15 protein-coding genes are annotated in these 16,826 nt (G+C 50.8%); 9 read left to right on the top strand and 6 right to left on the bottom strand.

Going from position 1 to position 16,826, the window contains the following annotated elements:
* Nucleotides 1-28 precede the first annotated feature (28 nt).
* From HP555_RS11420 to HP555_RS11445, 6 genes are all read right to left on the bottom strand, one after another.
* Nucleotides 29-1,093 carry an HD domain-containing phosphohydrolase gene (locus HP555_RS11420; RefSeq protein WP_199262603.1) on the bottom strand — a complete coding sequence of 355 codons (1,065 nt, stop codon included), beginning with the start codon at nucleotides 1,091-1,093 and terminating at the stop codon, nucleotides 29-31.
* Nucleotides 1,090-3,123, bottom strand: a complete 2,034-nt coding sequence (locus tag HP555_RS11425) for a response regulator (protein WP_199262604.1) — start codon at nucleotides 3,121-3,123, stop codon at nucleotides 1,090-1,092. Before HP555_RS11425 ends, HP555_RS11420 begins: the two co-directional genes overlap by 4 nt.
* A 173-nt stretch (nucleotides 3,124-3,296) precedes the next feature.
* Nucleotides 3,297-4,679, bottom strand: a complete 1,383-nt coding sequence (locus HP555_RS11430) for a cobyrinate a,c-diamide synthase (RefSeq protein ID WP_199262606.1) — start codon at nucleotides 4,677-4,679, stop codon at nucleotides 3,297-3,299.
* A 55-nt stretch (nucleotides 4,680-4,734) separates the two neighbouring features.
* Nucleotides 4,735-5,439 (bottom strand): lysophospholipid acyltransferase family protein, encoded by a 705-nt coding sequence (locus tag HP555_RS11435; protein WP_199262608.1) that lies wholly within the window; start codon nucleotides 5,437-5,439, stop codon nucleotides 4,735-4,737.
* Nucleotides 5,432-7,477: an excinuclease ABC subunit UvrB gene (gene uvrB, locus HP555_RS11440; RefSeq protein ID WP_233249161.1), complete on the bottom strand. Its 2,046-nt coding sequence runs from the start codon at nucleotides 7,475-7,477 to the stop codon at nucleotides 5,432-5,434. Before uvrB ends, HP555_RS11435 begins: the two co-directional genes overlap by 8 nt.
* A 107-nt stretch (nucleotides 7,478-7,584) precedes the next feature.
* The gene (locus HP555_RS11445; RefSeq protein WP_199262610.1) at nucleotides 7,585-7,908 is read right to left on the bottom strand and encodes a DMT family transporter; all 324 of its coding nucleotides are present in this window, start codon (nucleotides 7,906-7,908) and stop codon (nucleotides 7,585-7,587) included.
* A 369-nt stretch (nucleotides 7,909-8,277) separates the two neighbouring features.
* On the opposite strand from HP555_RS11445, the gene HP555_RS11450 reads away from it, so the two are divergent.
* The 9 genes from HP555_RS11450 (at nucleotide 8,278) to dusB (ending at nucleotide 16,824) form a co-directional block, all read left to right on the top strand.
* Entirely contained in the window at nucleotides 8,278-8,685 is a 408-nt protein-coding gene (locus tag HP555_RS11450) for a MazG nucleotide pyrophosphohydrolase domain-containing protein (protein ID WP_199262612.1), read from the top strand.
* A gap of 131 nt (nucleotides 8,686-8,816) precedes the next feature.
* The gene (gene rpsF, locus HP555_RS11455; RefSeq protein ID WP_199262614.1) at nucleotides 8,817-9,251 is read left to right on the top strand and encodes a 30S ribosomal protein S6; all 435 of its coding nucleotides are present in this window, start codon (nucleotides 8,817-8,819) and stop codon (nucleotides 9,249-9,251) included.
* A 41-nt stretch (nucleotides 9,252-9,292) separates the two neighbouring features.
* Nucleotides 9,293-9,532 (top strand): 30S ribosomal protein S18, encoded by a 240-nt coding sequence (rpsR, locus tag HP555_RS11460; protein WP_199262616.1) that lies wholly within the window; start codon nucleotides 9,293-9,295, stop codon nucleotides 9,530-9,532.
* A gap of 12 nt (nucleotides 9,533-9,544) precedes the next feature.
* Nucleotides 9,545-10,507, top strand: coding sequence for a DUF2232 domain-containing protein (locus tag HP555_RS11465; protein ID WP_199262618.1), 963 nt, complete (start codon nucleotides 9,545-9,547; stop codon nucleotides 10,505-10,507).
* An 80-nt stretch (nucleotides 10,508-10,587) separates the two neighbouring features.
* A complete protein-coding gene (rplI, locus tag HP555_RS11470) occupies nucleotides 10,588-11,049 on the top strand; it encodes a 50S ribosomal protein L9 (protein WP_199262619.1) in 462 nt (153 codons plus the stop codon).
* 246 nt (nucleotides 11,050-11,295) lie between these two features.
* Nucleotides 11,296-12,690: a replicative DNA helicase gene (dnaB, locus tag HP555_RS11475; RefSeq protein WP_332908639.1), complete on the top strand. Its 1,395-nt coding sequence runs from the start codon at nucleotides 11,296-11,298 to the stop codon at nucleotides 12,688-12,690.
* Between the two features lie 14 nt (nucleotides 12,691-12,704).
* On the top strand, nucleotides 12,705-15,188 hold the full coding sequence (gene leuS, locus HP555_RS11480; RefSeq protein ID WP_199262628.1) for a leucine--tRNA ligase: 2,484 nt from the start codon (nucleotides 12,705-12,707) through the stop codon (nucleotides 15,186-15,188).
* A 65-nt stretch (nucleotides 15,189-15,253) separates the two neighbouring features.
* A complete protein-coding gene (gene lptE, locus HP555_RS11485) occupies nucleotides 15,254-15,781 on the top strand; it encodes an LPS assembly lipoprotein LptE (protein ID WP_199262630.1) in 528 nt (175 codons plus the stop codon).
* 80 nt (nucleotides 15,782-15,861) lie between these two features.
* A complete protein-coding gene (gene dusB / locus HP555_RS11490) occupies nucleotides 15,862-16,824 on the top strand; it encodes a tRNA dihydrouridine synthase DusB (protein ID WP_199262632.1) in 963 nt (320 codons plus the stop codon).
* Nucleotides 16,825-16,826 lie beyond the last annotated feature (2 nt).

Consider the following 16,826-nt stretch of genomic DNA (forward strand, 5'->3'; position numbering starts at 1 on the left):
TGATGGAAAAAGAATGCATACCGCACCATTAATCAGCATTATTGGCAGCAATCCGGCGGAAATCCGGTTCAACCACCACAAAGGCATCAAGTATGATCGGATCAAAGTGACTCCCCTTGCCTTCCAGCATGATAGTCAGAGCCTGTTCGTGGTGCATAGAGGTCTTGTAAACACGTCTGGAGATCAATGCATCATAAACGTCTGCCACGGCCATAATCCGACCGGCAAGGGGGATAGCATCCCCGACCAGGCCCCGGGGGTACCCGCTCCCATCATATTTTTCGTGATGAGTGCCGGCAATATCTTTGGCGCAGTTGAGAAAAGATGTCGGTTGCCCGGCCATCTGTTCTAAATTGGCAATGACCTCTTCACCGAACAACGTGTGCTTCTTCATGGCCTCGAACTCTTCGTCGGTCAATTTCCCGGGCTTGAGAAGAATGGAGTCTCGAATGGCCACCTTGCCGATATCATGCAATGGTGCCGATTTCCAGAGCAAGGTGATGTAATCAGTGGTGAGTACATCAAGAAAATGTCCCTGTTCGACCAGGGTTTTGGCCAGCAGCTGAACATAGGCCCGGGTGCGTTGAATGTGGTTGCCTGTCTCCGGATCACGGTACTCTGCCAATTCACCCATGGCCTCAATGATCACATCCTTTAACAGTTCTGCTTCATGGGTTCGTTCTTCCACCAACCGTTCAAGGTTCGTTCGATACGAGTGGAGTTCAAGGTGCGTACGAACTCGTGATTGCAACTCCACCCCTTTGAACGGCTTGGTGACATAATCAACGCCACCGATGTTAAATCCTTTGGCCACGGCCACTGATTCTGTACGGGCAGTAAGAAAAATTATCGGGATAGAGTTGGTCGCAGCGTCTTTTCTGAGCTCCTCAGTCACCTGAAATCCGCTCATTCCCGGCATCATCACATCCATGAGGATAAGTTCCGGCTGTGTGGAGGCAATTCGCTCCAATGCCTGTTCACCGGAGGTCGCATAGGCAAAATCACAGTCAAGTTCATGGAGATGGGTGATGGCAAGCTGTATATTTTCCGGCACATCGTCAACGATGAAGATCAACGGCTTTGCTGATTTCATGACGCATTACGTGGGGCCGGCAAAGCAAGTAAAGTGAGGAGCCGTTCTATGCCTTGAATATTAAGTTCCTGCACATGCAACAGCAACTCCTCTCCCATATCGTTCAAAAAAGGTGGGGATACACTCCTGCCGTGCTGGATCATTGCTGTTGCCAATGCAGTGACATCGGCAAGACGCCCTGAGCACACAGCCTGCCGGTGTTGTTTTTCAAGGGCGTCAGTCCAGACAGAGGCAATCTGTGTCAGTTGCGCCTCGTGACCATGGTCAACGACATCGCCCTGCTCTGCGGCTACGTTCTCATTGGCGGGTGTGGGGTCGATAAAGGACTCAACCATTGTCTTCAGGGTATGCAGATGAAAAGGTTTCTGCAAAAAACCAGCAAACAGGGGCCGGCAGTCAGTTTCTTCGAGTATCTCGCCGGTCATGGCAATCACAGGGATTGATGCAGTCACTGGATTTTGTCGTAATTGTCGGGTTATGTCGCGACCATCCGGTCCTCCGTCTAAATTGAGATCCATGAAAACAAGATCAGGTCGGTTGGTTTGCACACTGCGCAAAGCCTCTTCACCTGTACTTGCGGTGTGAATGCTGTACGGTGCATCGTGAAAAAATTCAACAAACAGGTTCTTTATAATCGCAACATCATCAACAACCAAAATTCGTTTCTTCCCTCTGTGGTACATGTCTTGTCTTTTCTTCTTCTCACTGCCTTCACCTGCCGGCTCAACAGCTGCAACAGGAAGGTGGAGATGAATGGTGAACCGTGCGCCTTGGCGTCCAACACTGTGCAGTTCAAGCCTGCCGCCCATTAAAGATACCAAACGACTGCACAGCGTTAAACCAGGACGAACATCTTTATACTGTCTGCCAACTTCCGCCTCTTCCCGGGCAAACAACGCACATGTCTTCTGCTGGTCAGGTTCCTGGATACCTTCTCCTGTGTCCTGAACAATAAAACAGAGGTCATAGTGGCCTGATTGCGTTACAGAGGGAGCACCTTCAATCAGCAGTTCCACAGATCCCCGGCCGGTACATTTAATCGCATTACCCACCATATCCTGCAGCACCTGGAGCAATCTGCCGTCATCGCAGACAAAGGCATCAGGAAGCCCTTCAGCTATGCTGACGACCAGCTGCAGACCCTTTTCCTGCGCCTGATCCTGCAACAGATCTTCAATTGTGTCGGCCAGAGCAGACAGTTGCACAGTACCGGTCGAAACCTGAAAATCTCCGGATTCTATTGTCGACAGTTCCATGATATCGTTAAAAAGAGAGACAAGCGCCATGCTGCTTTTGTGAATATGGGCAACAAAACGTTGCTCCCGGGCTGCAAGCGGAGCTTGGGCCAGCATCTCAGTATAGCCGATGATGGCATTCATCGGTGTCCGCACCGCATGATTGATCTTGGCGAGACATTCACTTGTCATCTGCTGCGCAGATACCTCGTCATACCAACAGGTCTTTGTCTCGGCTGGACTCATGGCCTCTTTGATTGCCGCTATCCCGTACCAGATCCCCTGGTTATGCTTTTCATTGCGGATAATGAGCAGCTTCCCTTCATCAACGATCTGTTGCTCAACAGGCAGGTTGGTACAGGCAACGGTCGCCCGCATCAGGGGCATCTCACTTTGTCTGGCGGTTTTTGTTTGAGCTGCCAGGATATCTAAACTTTTTCCCGGATGAGGGTTGAGGGTATGGAGTTGCATTCCAAGCAACGAGAAATCCGGGTGAGCCTGTCGGGCTGCATGGTTGGCTGTTGTAACAACTTGTCTATGATCAAATTGAACGATGGGAAATGGAGCATGCTCAACAATCTCTTCAGCCAGCTGTACACGACTCTGCAAGCTCCGGTACTGCTGCTGTAAACGCCGGTAACGCAGTCCCAGCCAACCACCTGCAACAAGCAGCACCGGTACGATCAGCAGAACTGTCGTCGTTCCCGGGAACGACGGGTCAAATCTCTGGGCAGCGGCAGTAATGGCGGGTATTGAGATACAACAGAGGCAGACAATCAGTTTTTTTACAAACATGATGATACGAGCTGAAAGATAACAGACAGATATTGCTCTGAATAGGGAGACTGTATTGCATTATAGGGGAGCGGAAACTTCTTGTCAAAATCTTGCAAGTAAAACCCGTGGCCCTGGGATCGTTCTCAACCGAAAGCCGGTATTCTGTCGGGTTTTTTGTCTACTCTTCCCGGCTACTGTTGTCTGGATGACTGTGCATAAGCATGAGCGGCCTTTATAAAACCAGTGATCCATTCAGGTGTTCCAGAGGCCATAACATGGGTATACAGAGCAAGGGTGTTTTTTTTGACCAGCCCGTCGCGTTGACCTGAAAAGCCTGTCCCCCGTTCCATGTTGAGGATCAGCTCGTCTGTCTCTCCTTCCCATTGGTGCACAGTGGAATATCGGAACTCATGCCCTTTGATACGGGTTCCGACAGGATAAAAACTGTTCGGCTGTTCAACAACAAAGGTTGAGTAGCCATGGGCCTGCGGTTTGTTGCTCAAGGCAAAGGTAACCGGAAAGACATCGGCCAGAGGATATTCCTGACCGTCCAGGACAATTGAGCGACCAAGAAAAATCAAACCGCCGCACTCCGCATAAACAGGCAGGCCGGCCTCAATTCGTTCCCGGACAGAGCGGCGAAAACCAACATTATCCGCCAGTTGACGAGCACTGGTTTCAGGGAAACCACCGCCGATATAGAGGCCGTCAAGTTCTTTTGGCAGCTCTGGTGCGTGAAGCGCATCAATCAGCACTAAATCTGCGCCGGCAGCGGATAAGGCATCCAGATTTTCCTGATAATAAAACTGAAAGGCTGCGTCCCGAAGGATTCCGATGGTGAGCCTTGGTGATGTTTGTTCATGGGAAAAAGAGCGAAGAGGGGGCATTTCCCGCATTCGTTCACTGATGCCATCAAGATCAAAATGATTTGCAGCAAGAGTGCCGAGTTTGGCAACAGCCTCGGCAGCAGCATCATACTCTTCACATGGAGTCAGCCCAAGATGACGCATCGGAAAAACATCCCGCTGCAGTCTGGGCATAACCCCGAGAACAGGTAGATCGGTATAATGCTCGATCGACTGCCGAACAATGGACTCATGCCGGCTGGTGGCGATCTGATTGAGGATAACACCTGCCAGGCTGAGCTGTGGATCAAAAACCTGACATCCCAGCACTAGGGCAGCTATTGTTCTGGTGGTTTTTGCGCAGTTGACCACCAGCAAAACCGGTACGTCAAGCATTCGGGCCAGTTCAGCGGTAGAGTACTCACCTTTGGCGTTCACCCCGTCAAAAAGTCCCCTGTTCCCTTCAATCACCGCAACGTCACTGGCGTAAATACAACGCTGAAAGGTGCTGATAATGGTTGCCGGTGACATCAGATACGGATCAAGATTGTAACAGGGGCGCCCGGCTGCCTTGCTCATCCAGCCGGCATCAATGTAATCGGGTCCTTTTTTAAAAGGCGCCACAATCATACCACGATTTTTAAGGGCCGCTATCAGGGCCACCGATACCACCGATTTCCCGGCCCCTCCGCTGAGCCCGGCAAGGACCACGCTTTTTACCCGTTTCACACAGCTACTTCCCTTTCTTACGATGCTTAGTTATCCAAGTATGAACAAAACCGGATCATACTTTCCCCTGCCCGTTTCTTTCACGCACCTCATCATGCGGGCCCCGACCCACCTCGTGCCAGACCGCATTATACAGACGATTAAGCTCGTCTTCCAGTTCCCGACGATAAATTTCCACCTGCGCTTTAGTGATATCCGGCGGGATCCACAGAGGTTCGCCAACCCGCAGCACTACTGTGGCAAAGGGTAACGGTACCACGGTCCGATCCCAGCTTTTAAAAATCAAGGTCCGGTCAGCAGCCCAGACAAAAGGTACAATGGGTTTACCGCTTCGGCTGGCCATGAGAATGCATCCTGGCTGCGCCTTACGAGCAGGGCCCTGGGAGCCGTCGGCAACAACCGCACAGTTGTTGCCTCGACGCAACTGGCTGATCATGTCCCGCAAGGCCTTTGCTCCGGCACGATTAGAAGAGCCACGTACCGGCACATAGCCCATCAACTGTGCTAATCGGGCAATATACTCACCGTCTTTGCTGGCACTGACCATAACCGCAGCCCGGTACTCACGAAAATAATGGAATAAAAAGAAAAAGGAGTAATGCCAGAAAGCGGCAATAGCCGTGTCACCGGTTTGCAGAAATGCCCGCGAGGACACCTCTTCCCGCACCTTGACTGTGCAGGTGGCAAACCAGAGACGACTGAGGCCGTACACAAGGCGTGGTACAGTTGCCACGGCACATCGATACCAGAAATCAGCCAACCGCCAGCTCCATCATCTTTAATTCTCTGATACGGTCCCGGTATCCGGCTGCCTCCTCAAAGGCCAACCGCTGGGCAGCTTCCTGCATCTTTTTCTCTAACTCGCCGATCTCGTTTCTTATCTCAGAAACATCATGGTAAAGGATGTTCGCTTCAGCGGTCACGGGCATGAACTGATCAGCCTCAACTTCATTGTCCACCCAGCCGGATGCCTTGAGGTGTTGCGCCATGGCATCTTTTATCTCCGAGATCACGGTTTGCGGTGTGATGTTATGGGTATGGTTATAGGCCTCCTGAATGGCTCGGCGTCGATTGGTCTCATCAATGGTGTACTGCATTGAGGACGTTATCTTGTCGGCATACAGGATGACCATGCCCTCCGCATTACGGGCAGCCCGTCCACAGGTCTGCACCAGGGAGCGTTCGGAACGGAGAAAGCCCTCCTTATCGGCGTCAAGCACAGCCACCAGAGAGACCTCTGGAATATCAAGACCTTCTCGCAACAAGTTAATGCCGATTAGAACATCATAGTATCGCTGTCGCAGATCACGGATCAGTTCAACCCGCTCCAGGGTTTTAATATCGGAATGAAGATACCGTACCCTCACCCCCAACTCTTCATAGTACTGTGTCAGATCCTCAGCCATGCGTTTTGTAAGGGTCGTCACCAGGACTGCCTCGTTACGGGCGGCCCGCTTCCGAATCTCTTCAAGCAGATCGTCGACCTGATCAGAGGCCGGCCGCACCTCAATGTGAGGATCAAGCAGTCCTGTCGGCCGGATGAGTTGTTCAACAATATACTCATCAGCATGTTTGAGTTCATACGGTCCGGGGGTGGCTGAGACGTAGACCACCTGGTGGACGCGCTCTTCAAACTCGTCAAAACGAAGCGGTCGATTGTCCAGTGCTGAAGGAAGCCGGAATCCGTAATTGACCAGGGTCTGTTTCCGTGATCGATCGCCGTTGAACATACCACCGATCTGCGGTACGGCAATATGTGACTCATCAATAAACAGCAGATAATCGTCGGGAAAATAGTCAAGCAGGTTCGGCGGCGGCACGCCAGGAGGTTTGCCGGTCAGATGGCGGCTGTAGTTTTCAATGCCGTTACAGTAGCCCAACTCTGCAATCATCTCCAGATCAAACAAGGTGCGTTGTTCCAGTCGCTGCGCCTCAAGCAACCGGTTTGCAGCCTGCAGTTCAGTCAAACGCAGTTGCAACTCATCCTGAATGGAACGCATGGCTGATCGAAGGTTATCCTGGCTCGTAACAAAATGGCTGCCGGGAAAGATCGTTATCTCAGCCACATCATCCAGAACGACCCCACGCAGCGGATCGATAATGGCAATGTTGTCAACAGTATCACCAAAAAACTCAACCCGGACCGCCCGCTCTTCCTCGTGGGCGGGAAAGATATCAAGCACATCACCCCGTACCCTGAAGGTTCCGCGATGAAAGGAGTAGTCATTGCGCTCGTAGAGCATGAACACCAGCCGGCGAAGGACCTCTTCCATGGGCTGATCTTCACCGGTGCGCAAAAACAGGTGCATGTTCTGATACTCTTCAGGAGACCCTAAACCGTAGATACAGGAAACCGACGCCACAATCAGCACATCACGCCGGGTCAGCAGCGACCGGGTTGCCGAATGCCGTAACTTGTCAATGGCATCGTTGATCGAGGAATCCTTTTCTATGTACGTATCAGAGGCCGGAATGTATGCTTCGGGTTGATAATAATCGTAGTAGGAAACGAAATATTCCACAGCGTTGCGGGGAAACAACTGACGAAACTCAGCAAATAACTGGGCTGCCAGAGTTTTGTTTGGCGCCATCACCAGGGTTGGTCGTTGCACTCTGGCGACGACCTGGGCCATGGTAAACGTTTTGCCCGATCCTGTCACGCCGAGCAGGATCTGCTCTCTGACGCCATCTTCAATATTTTTGGTCAGATGGGTAATGGCAGCCGGCTGATCACCGGATGGAACAAAGTCAGAAACAAGTTCAAAGGGCTGGTCGGAATACGATAGAGACAGTTGCACAACTATTTAAAAGAGCAGTAAAAATGATTGTTTTGTCAGAAAAATACAGCGTACGCATACTCAACGCGGACAGCATCGTCATGTGCAGTTCATGCGATTTGAAACAGCTACGGGGAAGCAGCCGACAGATTCAGAACCACCACACCACCGACAATGGCCAGGATCCCGCAGATCTTCAGCATGGTGACCGGTTCCCGGAACCAGATGATCCCCACAGCCGCGATCAGTGCCGTGCCTATACCGCTCCAGATTGCATAAGCAACGCTTACATCGATTTTTTTGAGGCTCAGCGTTAAAAAACCAAAGCACACAGTATACAGAAAAACCATTAAGACGGTGGGAACCAACCGTGTAAAGCCGGTCGACAGCTTCATGCAGACCGTACCGGCGACTTCAAACATAATTGCCAAAACCAAGAACATCCAGTGCATATGTTTTTTTACCCGACATAAGAGAAAAGTGCTACCGTTGTTGATCAACAGATGAGGGCATAGCTGTCTGTTGAGCAAGGACCGAGTAAACAATCGTAAGCAGGGAAAATAAAATCAATGCGGTATAAATCAAGCCTTCACTTGAACCCGCCGCAGCAAATCTCAGACAAAAACACCCTGAAACCTTTTTATGCCCCTACAGTATCTCCGGCTTGCAACGAAACACAGTTGCTTTTCAGCAGCTATACTCGTATCACTGCACAATGTACACCCTGTTATACTGGCAGTCTGTTTGTCGGACTTAAACGTGCCTGCTCAATCAGCAAGCACACTCCATGCATCTTCTCTCTCAGGAACGAAAAAACTTGTATGACGGAACCATTACACCACCAGGCCTGTACCGATTTCACCCGACTGTTATCAATAGTGGCGACGCTGCGCAGTGACCACGGTTGCCCCTGGGACAGGAAGCAGACACCTCTTTCCTTAAAGAAATATCTCCTTGAAGAGTGTCAGGAGCTGATTGAAGCCATTGATGGCGGGAATGCACAGGCAATCTGTGAAGAGACCGGGGATCTACTCTTTATCCTGACGATGTTGACCCGGATTTTTTCAGAAAATGAAGCATTTACCATGCGTGATGTATTATCCGCTGTCAATGAAAAGATGATTCGACGACATCCGCATGTTTTTGGTGATGTGCGGATAACGAATGAGCAGGAATTACGCCGGCAATGGCAACGGATAAAAGAGCAGGAAAAACAATCTCCCCCCTGAACGCTCCATAACCCAGCTTTCCCTTGACATTTTCTCTTCTATTTTGCTAATAGTTCAGCTTTATCATTTTACCCTTCTCGCTCTCATCGTCCGGATTGAAGCGAGGGCCACTACGACCATGAGGAGGAGTCATGCGGCATTACGAAACCACCTACATCCTGCGCCCTAACCTGGGAGAGGAAAAATTCACAGAAATTATTGATCGGACCAACGCCATTATTTTAAATGACGGCGGGAGTTTGATCGGTCTTGATCGTTGGGGCGTCAAGCGACTGGCCTACGAAATCGACAAGGAAATTCAAGGTTACTATGTCTATCTAAACTATGCGGCACCGGCAAAGACGGTCGATGAGATCGAACGTATTTTCAGAATCGATGACCGGGTGATGCGTTATCTGACCGTCAAGTTGCATGACGCTATCAACGCAGCAGACATAGAGGTCGAAAAACAGCGTTTGGAAGAGGAAGTTGCGGCTCGTTCCAGAGTACAGTCTGAAGAGTCGGAAACAGATGAAGACAAAGAGTTTGACGATGAGTCACTGGAAGACGAAGAGAACGACGAGTAATCAACTTTCAGTGTTCACCCAACTTTTACAGGAGTAGAAAAATGTCACAGCAGCGAAGAGTCTTTTCCCGGCGTCGTGTCTGCCGATTCTGTACGGATAAGGAAATTATTATTGATTATAAAGATGCAAAAACGTTAAGGAATTTTGTCACTGAACGGGGCAAGATCATTCCACGACGGATCTATGGCACCTGCGCCAAACATCAACGGCAGCTGACCGAGGCGGTTAAGCGGGCTCGACAGCTGGCGCTCTTGCCGTACATGGGCAACACCCAGTTTTAACTCGCTTAAAACATGACAGGGTCCGGTACCGAACGGAAGAAAGGGGTTCTTCCATTCAACCAAATTCTGCTCTTCAGCATTATTTTTTTCCTGCCGGTTGTCCTCCCTTCATATTTTGGCTGGACAACCGGGATGCTCGCTGTTCCTGTTTTCTGTGCCCTGTCATTCAACGGCGCTTCCACCGGCAAAAGCGTTATTGTCGTCAGTTTAGTACTCGTCGGTGTGGTTGCCCTGGTGCTCCAGCAAACCAGTGCCTTCTTGTTCTCGATCAATGCTGTACCCCTTGGTTTCGTGCTGTTTCACAGCACTCGAACCGGCAAAACAGCCGCACGCAGCGGCTTTGAGGGACTCGGAACTCTTCTGGCCGTATGGCTGTTGTTCTGGGGTATTTTCGATGCAGTGACCGGCGTCAATCTCTATCAGCAAATTCTGGCCACGATGCACAGCGCTTTGGAGCAGACGAGAGAGGTTTCCAGCTCCCAGGAGGCAGGGTTCACTCCTGAGATGGTTTTGGGAATCACACAGGCTGTCGCTGCGATGCAGGAGACCATACCTAAGATGCTTCCAGGCTTGCTGCTTTCGCTCCTGTCTGTCACGGTCTGGCTGAATATGGTCATCATCAACAGCCTGATGGCACGAATAACAGGGAAGGCTCCATGGGGTGTCTATTCAACCTGGAAACTGCCTGAACAGTTGGTCTGGCTGCCGGTGGGAGCCATAGCAGCAATGCTTTTAACGCAAGGTACGGTCCAGAAGATCGGTATCTGGCTGGCGATGGTTGCGGGGCTTCTGTATTTTTTTCAAGGTCTGGCTGTCTTTATGACCCTGTTAACGCGATGGAGAATCCCACCGTTTATAAAAACAATCCTTTATCTTGCGTGCTTTCTCCATACCTACGGCCTCTTACTGCTGACCTCATTAGGACTTCTTGATGTCTGGTTCAATCTCAGAAAAAAACAAAAAAACGGTGCCTGACTTACGAAAGCACCGCTGTTCACCTCGTTTACTGTCTGCATGCTTTTTCAGATAAAAGTTACCGATAGAGGATCATATCAATGGAAATTATTTTAAAAGAAACAATCGAAACACTTGGCCGGGAAGGTGATGTTGTCAATGTTAAGCCCGGCTATGCCCGTAACTTTCTCATCCCTCAACAGAAGGCAGTCCTGGTTACCAAGGCATCACTGGCACAACTTGAAAATGAAAAACAGGCGATTGCCGCACGATTGGCCGAGCAACAGAAAGAGGCCGAGGGACTGGCCGCTCAGCTTGAAGGGAAGGTTGTTGTTCTGGACAAACGGGTTGGCAGCGAAAACCGCCTGTTCGGCTCTGTGACCACCAACGATATCGCCGTTGCTCTGCAGGAAACCGGTATCACCGTTGACAGAAGGGCTGTCGTTCTCCCTGAACCGATCAAAACCATCGGTGAATTCAAGGTCACTGTGAAAACAGGGTACCAGACGTTTGCCACGGTTCTGGTCCAGGTGGTTCCTGAAAACATAGAGGGTGTGCAGTAACACCTCCCTGTTATCGATCGGCACTGAAACGTCATCCCGAACGGTATACTGAAACTCGGCTCATCAAGAGACTGATTAAACGATTTTCCAACAATCATGTCCCTGTTAATGCCTTTTCTGCTCACGGAAAAGGCATTTTCATTTTCATCGTGCCATTCGCCAACAGGGAATGTATAGTGCCGAAAAAACAGCATCCGTTCCACTGGTCCTCCTTCCGCAATACAGTAACGCCCTATCTCTGTCATCATGAACATGCCATACACCAGCAAGATGATCCCGCCGCAAAATATCGAGGCAGAACAGGCTGTACTTGGAGCTGTCCTTCTTCAGGATAAAGCACTGTTAAAGATTGTTGAACTGTTAACCCCGAATGATTTTTATCGCGACGCGCACAAAACCATCTTTGCTGCAATGCTGGCGCTCTTTGAAAAACGTGAGCCCCATGATCTGATCACAGTGACGGGACTGCTCAGTGATCAACGCAAGCTCGAAGAAATCGGCGGGGCCTCTTACCTGGCATCCTTAACGGATATTGTCCCATTAAGCGGCTCGCTGGTTCACCATGCCCATATTATCCGCAGAAAATCGATTTTACGGCGCCTGATCCAGACCACATCCGAGGTTGCTGCCCGTTGTTATGATGCCCAGGACGATATTGAAACCCTGGTTGATGAGGCGGAAAAAACAATCTTCGAAATAGCCCACTCCAACAAGGGGCAGGGGTTTCAATCTATGTCAACGGTGGTACCGCGGGCATTTGAACGCATCACCAGACTCTTTGATCAAGAGGGGAACATCACCGGTATCGCCACCGGCTATGAAGAAATCGACCGTATGACCGCCGGGCTTCAACCTGCAGAACTGATTGTCCTGGCCGCCCGACCCTCCATGGGAAAAACCGCTTTGGCTATGAATATCGTCCAGCATGTCGCTGTGATCAACAAAGTAGCGGTGGCGGTCTTCAGCCTGGAGATGTCAAACGAAGCGCTGGTTTTACGTATGCTCTGCTCTCTGGGTCATATCGACTCCCAGCGGATACGTACCGGCAAACTCCATACCAATGACTGGCCGAAACTGACCAGAGCCACCGGCATGCTGTCGGATGCACCGATTTTTATCGATGACACCGCCGGCCTCACGGTCCTTGAAATGCGGGCCAAAGCCCGTCGCCTTAAGGCTGAGCACAACTTGGGCCTTGTTGTTGTCGACTATCTGCAACTGATGCAAGGCAAGAACAGTGCGGAGAATCGTGCCCAGGAGATTGCGGATATCTCCCGCTCACTTAAAGCCATGGCCAAGGAGCTCGATGTACCGGTACTGGCCTTGTCACAGCTGAACCGCAGCCTGGAAAATCGGACCGACAAACGCCCGCAACTTGCGGATTTGCGGGAATCAGGCGCCATTGAACAGGACGCCGATGTCATCATGTTCATTTACCGTGATGAGGTGTACAATCGTGCCGACGACAACCCCAACCGCGGCATTGCGGAAATCATTGTCGGTAAACAGCGTAATGGCCCCACCGGAGTTGTCAAACTTACATTTCTCGGTGAATACACCTCCTTTGAAAATTACAGCAACCGTTTTCCCGGGGCTCCTTATCAACCCGAGCACACCTTAACAGATGCCGATCTCAACTAAACAACACAAACACCATGTCATCGACTACTCAACTCAACGATAAATACGACTTTAAAACCATTGAAAACCGTTGGCAGCAGCGATGGGAAACTGAAAAAACATACAAGGTTGACCACCGCTCCGACGCTCCGAAATACTATGTCCTTGAGATGTTTCCCTACCCTTCCGGCCGGATTCACATGGGGCATGTCCGCAACTACTCTATTGGTGATGTTATTGCCCGTTACAAACGTATGCAGGGGTTTAATGTGCTCCATCCCATGGGCTGGGATGCCTTCGGACTGCCTGCTGAAAATGCCGCCATGAAAGTCGGGGTTCATCCGGCCGCATGGACCTACGACAACATCGAGTATATGCGCAATCAGCTCAAGGCCATGGGCCTGAGCTATGACTGGGACCGGGAACTGGCAACCTGCCGGCCCGAGTATTACCGCTGGGAACAGCAACTTTTTCTCAAGATGCTGGAACACGGTCTTATTTACCGCAAAGAGACGAGTGTCAACTGGTGCGATGACTGTCAGACCGTACTCGCCCGTGAACAGGTCATTGATGGAACATGCTGGCGCTGTGATCAGGCGGTTGTCCCTAAACTCATGCATGGCTGGTTCTTTAAAATTACAGACTATGCTGAAGAGCTGCTCAATGATCTGGATACGCTTACCGGATGGCCTGAAAAGGTGGTCACCATGCAACGGAACTGGATCGGTAAGAGTGTCGGTCTTCTCTGTGATTTTCCAATAGAAGACAGCGACCGGACGCTCAGTATCTTCACCACCAGACCTGACACGATCTTTGGTGTCACCTTTATGTCGCTGGCTCCCGAACATCCCCTGATTACCGGCCTTATGCAGGGTAAGCCGCAGGAACAGGCAGTCACCGCCTTTATACAGGAAACCATACTGACAAAACAGCGTGCAACTCCTGATCAGGAGCTTGAGAAACAGGGCGTATTTACCGGAAGTTACTGTATCAACCCGTTTACCGGGGAACGAATTCCCATCTATGTGGCAAACTTTGTTCTCATGGAATACGGAACCGGTGCGGTTATGGCGGTGCCGGCACATGATCAACGGGATTTTGAATTTGCTCAAAAATACGGTCTGCCGATTAAAGTGGTTATCCAACCAGAGGGAGAGCTGCTTGAGCCCTCGACGATGACTGCGGCGATAGAAGAACCGGGGATCCTGGTTTCTTCAGGAGAATTCAGTGGTCTTGATTCACAGACTGCCCAGAAAGCCATCATAGCTGCAGCTCAACAACAGGGATGTGGTCGTCCCCATGTGACCTATCGTCTCCGTGACTGGGGGATCTCCCGTCAACGCTACTGGGGAACACCGATACCAGTGGTGCACTGTGACCGATGCGGTATCGTACCTTTACCAGAGTCTGCGCTACCGATTCTTCTCCCCGGTGCAGACACAGCCACCGGTGACCATGCCCCTCTGCATCAGCAGCCGGAGTTTATTGCCACTGTCTGCCCGCAGTGTAATCAAAGCGCCCGAAGAGAAACCGACACCCTGGACACCTTTGTTGAATCGTCCTGGTATTTTGTTCGCTACACCAACCCTGCCCTCAGTACCGCACCCATTGATACAGAGGCCGCTGCCTACTGGCTGCCGGTCGACCAGTATATCGGTGGTGTTGAACATGCCATCCTTCACCTGCTTTATGCCCGTTTTTTCACCAAAATGCTGCGGGACCTCGGGTATCTCACCATTGATGAACCCTTCAGTCATCTGTTAACCCAGGGAATGGTCATTAAAGACGGGGCCAAGATGTCCAAGTCCAAGGGTAACGTCGTTGACCCGAACGAACTCATTGAACAGTACGGAGCAGATACGGTGCGTCTTTTTTCACTGTTTGCCGCACCGCCTGAACGGGATCTTGAGTGGAACGACCAGGGTGTTGAAGGTGCATCTCGTTTTTTAAACCGGGTGTATCGTCTGGTGACCGGCAATGTTGACTGTTTTACACATCCAGCAGCAATCAACCTGGCAGCCCTGAATACAGCCTCCCGTACTCTCCACCGCAAAACCCACCAGACAATCCGTCGGGTAACGGAAAGTATTGAGAGCGACTTCCACTTCAACACTGCCATCTCCAGAATCATGGAGCTGGTCAACCAGGCTGCGGCAACCACCGAGGAACCCATTGATCAGGCCGTACTGCGTGAGGCCCTGGAAACGGTTCTCACTTTGCTCTTTCCCATGGCCCCGCACATCTGTGAGGAACTCTGGCAACTTGCCGGACACGCGGATCTGCTCGAAAACATGGTCTGGCCCGCCTTTGACAGCGAAGCGGCAAAAGAAGATGAAATAACGGTTGTTGTACAGATAAACGGCAAGATACGTTCAAAACTTCAGGTCCCTGCAGACACTGACAACCAGACGCTGGAACGGCTTGCCATGGACGATGAAAAAATCGCTCAGCTGACCGGTCAGAATAAACCGAAAAAGATTATCGTTGTCCCCAAAAAACTGGTCAACATTGTTCTTTGACAACGCTTTTCTTCATGCGTGTTGACAGGCAAAGACTATAATCAGAATAAGAGCCCGGAAATATCATGCCTAAACTGATGCGATGCACATGGATGACAGTCGTCCTTACACTCCTCCTCTTGTATGGATGCGGATATTATTTTCCCTATGCCTCTGAAGGAGAACAACGGGTTATCTATATGCCGGCCTGGTCAAACCGAACCAACAAACTCGGGCTTGACATGAAAATTTACCAGTCACTGACCCGTTGGTTTCAAAAGTCTGCCTCCATTTCCCTCACACGGGAAAAAAGCCGTGCAGATTTTGTCCTGAGCGGTGAAATCCTTGTCGTTGAACTGCCCAGTGTCTCCTGGGACAATATCTCTGAAGTAACCGGCAGCAAGATCAACCTGTTTGTACGCTGGGCACTGAAAGATCAGAAATCAGGCACGATTCTCTGGGAAGTGCCCAGAAAACTCTACACTGAAGACTATAAGGTGGCGACATCGATCATGGCCACTGAAGACGAAGCCCTGGAAAAGATAATTGATGATATGTCCGAAGATATCTATTTAGGCGCCCTGAAAAGAATTCGAAAACAATCTCATCCGTAAATAGACATCTTCTGCTCCTTGCAGCTCATCTGATGGAAAGATGTTCCGTCAAATGAGCTGCAACAGCTTTACCGCCACCTATGACACCCTCTCCTGCCAGACTTCCATCCCTGACGATTGGTTCTGTTCAGCTTTCTCCCGGATTACTTCTGGCACCGCTGGCCGGATACACTGATCTTCCCTTTCGTCTACTCTGTAAAGAAAACGGGGCAAGCTGCTGTGTCTCTGAAATGGTCAGCAGTCATGGCCTGACGTTCGCACAGCAAAATACCCGCGATCTTCTTCAAACCATTGTCACCGAGCGCCCCTTTGCCGTCCAGCTGTTCGGCAACAACGCTGAGCTGATGGGTCGTGCAGCCGCCATTGTCTCCGAATGCCCCGTTGATCTGATCGATATCAATATGGGGTGTCCGGTACGAAAGGTTGTCAAAAAAGGATGCGGAGCAGCACTCATGAAGGATCTGCATCTGGCTGAAAGCATCATCCAGAGCGTTTGTGCCCAGACATCCCTGCCGGTAACAGTGAAGTTCCGCAGCGGGTGGACAGAGTCAACCATCAATGCGCCGGAGTTTGCCGCCATGACTGAAGCCGCTGGTGCGGCTGCCGTCATTGTCCATGGCCGGACCTGGGCACAGGGCTTTGGGGGATATGCTGATTGGGAGATTATTAAAAAAGTGAAGGAGGCTGTCACTATTCCCGTCATCGGTAACGGCGATGTGCACTCTTGTACAGACGGCCTTGCCATGATACAGACAACCGGATGTGATGGCGTCATGGTCGGTCGAGCCGCCCTTGGCAACCCCTGGCTGTTCTCCGGATCAGAAAAACCGGCCACACTGGCCGCCCGCCTCCCTCTGATCAAACGTTATCTGCAGTTGGCACAACAGTTCCTTCCTGTGAACAGAGTCCTGTTCAGGGTGAAGCTGCAGGTTGTCAAATTTCTTACCGGATTACCCGGAGCTACCCGTATGCGCCTTGCAGTGATTGATTGTACAAATATTGAAGAGCTGACCGGGTTTCTCGATCAATTGGCAGAGCAGTAACA

Origin of the sequence: Desulfobulbus oligotrophicus (genome assembly GCF_016446285.1) — a bacterium.
GTDB lineage: Bacteria > Desulfobacterota > Desulfobulbia > Desulfobulbales > Desulfobulbaceae > Desulfobulbus > Desulfobulbus oligotrophicus.

What these genes read in the sequence shown, in the direction of transcription:
- HP555_RS11465 (WP_199262618.1), top strand. Translation starts at nt 9,545, where the DNA reads ATGACAGGGTCCGGTACCGAACGGAAGAAAGGGGTTCTTCCATTCAAC.
- leuS (WP_199262628.1), top strand. Translation starts at nt 12,705, where the DNA reads ATGTCATCGACTACTCAACTCAACGATAAATACGACTTTAAAACCATT.
- rpsF (WP_199262614.1), top strand. Translation starts at nt 8,817, where the DNA reads ATGCGGCATTACGAAACCACCTACATCCTGCGCCCTAACCTGGGAGAG.
- HP555_RS11445 (WP_199262610.1), bottom strand. Translation starts at nt 7,908, where the DNA reads ATGCACTGGATGTTCTTGGTTTTGGCAATTATGTTTGAAGTCGCCGGT.
- rplI (WP_199262619.1), top strand. Translation starts at nt 10,588, where the DNA reads ATGGAAATTATTTTAAAAGAAACAATCGAAACACTTGGCCGGGAAGGT.
- rpsR (WP_199262616.1), top strand. Translation starts at nt 9,293, where the DNA reads ATGTCACAGCAGCGAAGAGTCTTTTCCCGGCGTCGTGTCTGCCGATTC.
- dnaB (WP_332908639.1), top strand. Translation starts at nt 11,296, where the DNA reads ATGAACATGCCATACACCAGCAAGATGATCCCGCCGCAAAATATCGAG.
- dusB (WP_199262632.1), top strand. Translation starts at nt 15,862, where the DNA reads ATGACACCCTCTCCTGCCAGACTTCCATCCCTGACGATTGGTTCTGTT.
- lptE (WP_199262630.1), top strand. Translation starts at nt 15,254, where the DNA reads ATGCCTAAACTGATGCGATGCACATGGATGACAGTCGTCCTTACACTC.
- HP555_RS11420 (WP_199262603.1), bottom strand. Translation starts at nt 1,093, where the DNA reads ATGAAATCAGCAAAGCCGTTGATCTTCATCGTTGACGATGTGCCGGAA.
- HP555_RS11425 (WP_199262604.1), bottom strand. Translation starts at nt 3,123, where the DNA reads ATGTTTGTAAAAAAACTGATTGTCTGCCTCTGTTGTATCTCAATACCC.
- HP555_RS11450 (WP_199262612.1), top strand. Translation starts at nt 8,278, where the DNA reads ATGACGGAACCATTACACCACCAGGCCTGTACCGATTTCACCCGACTG.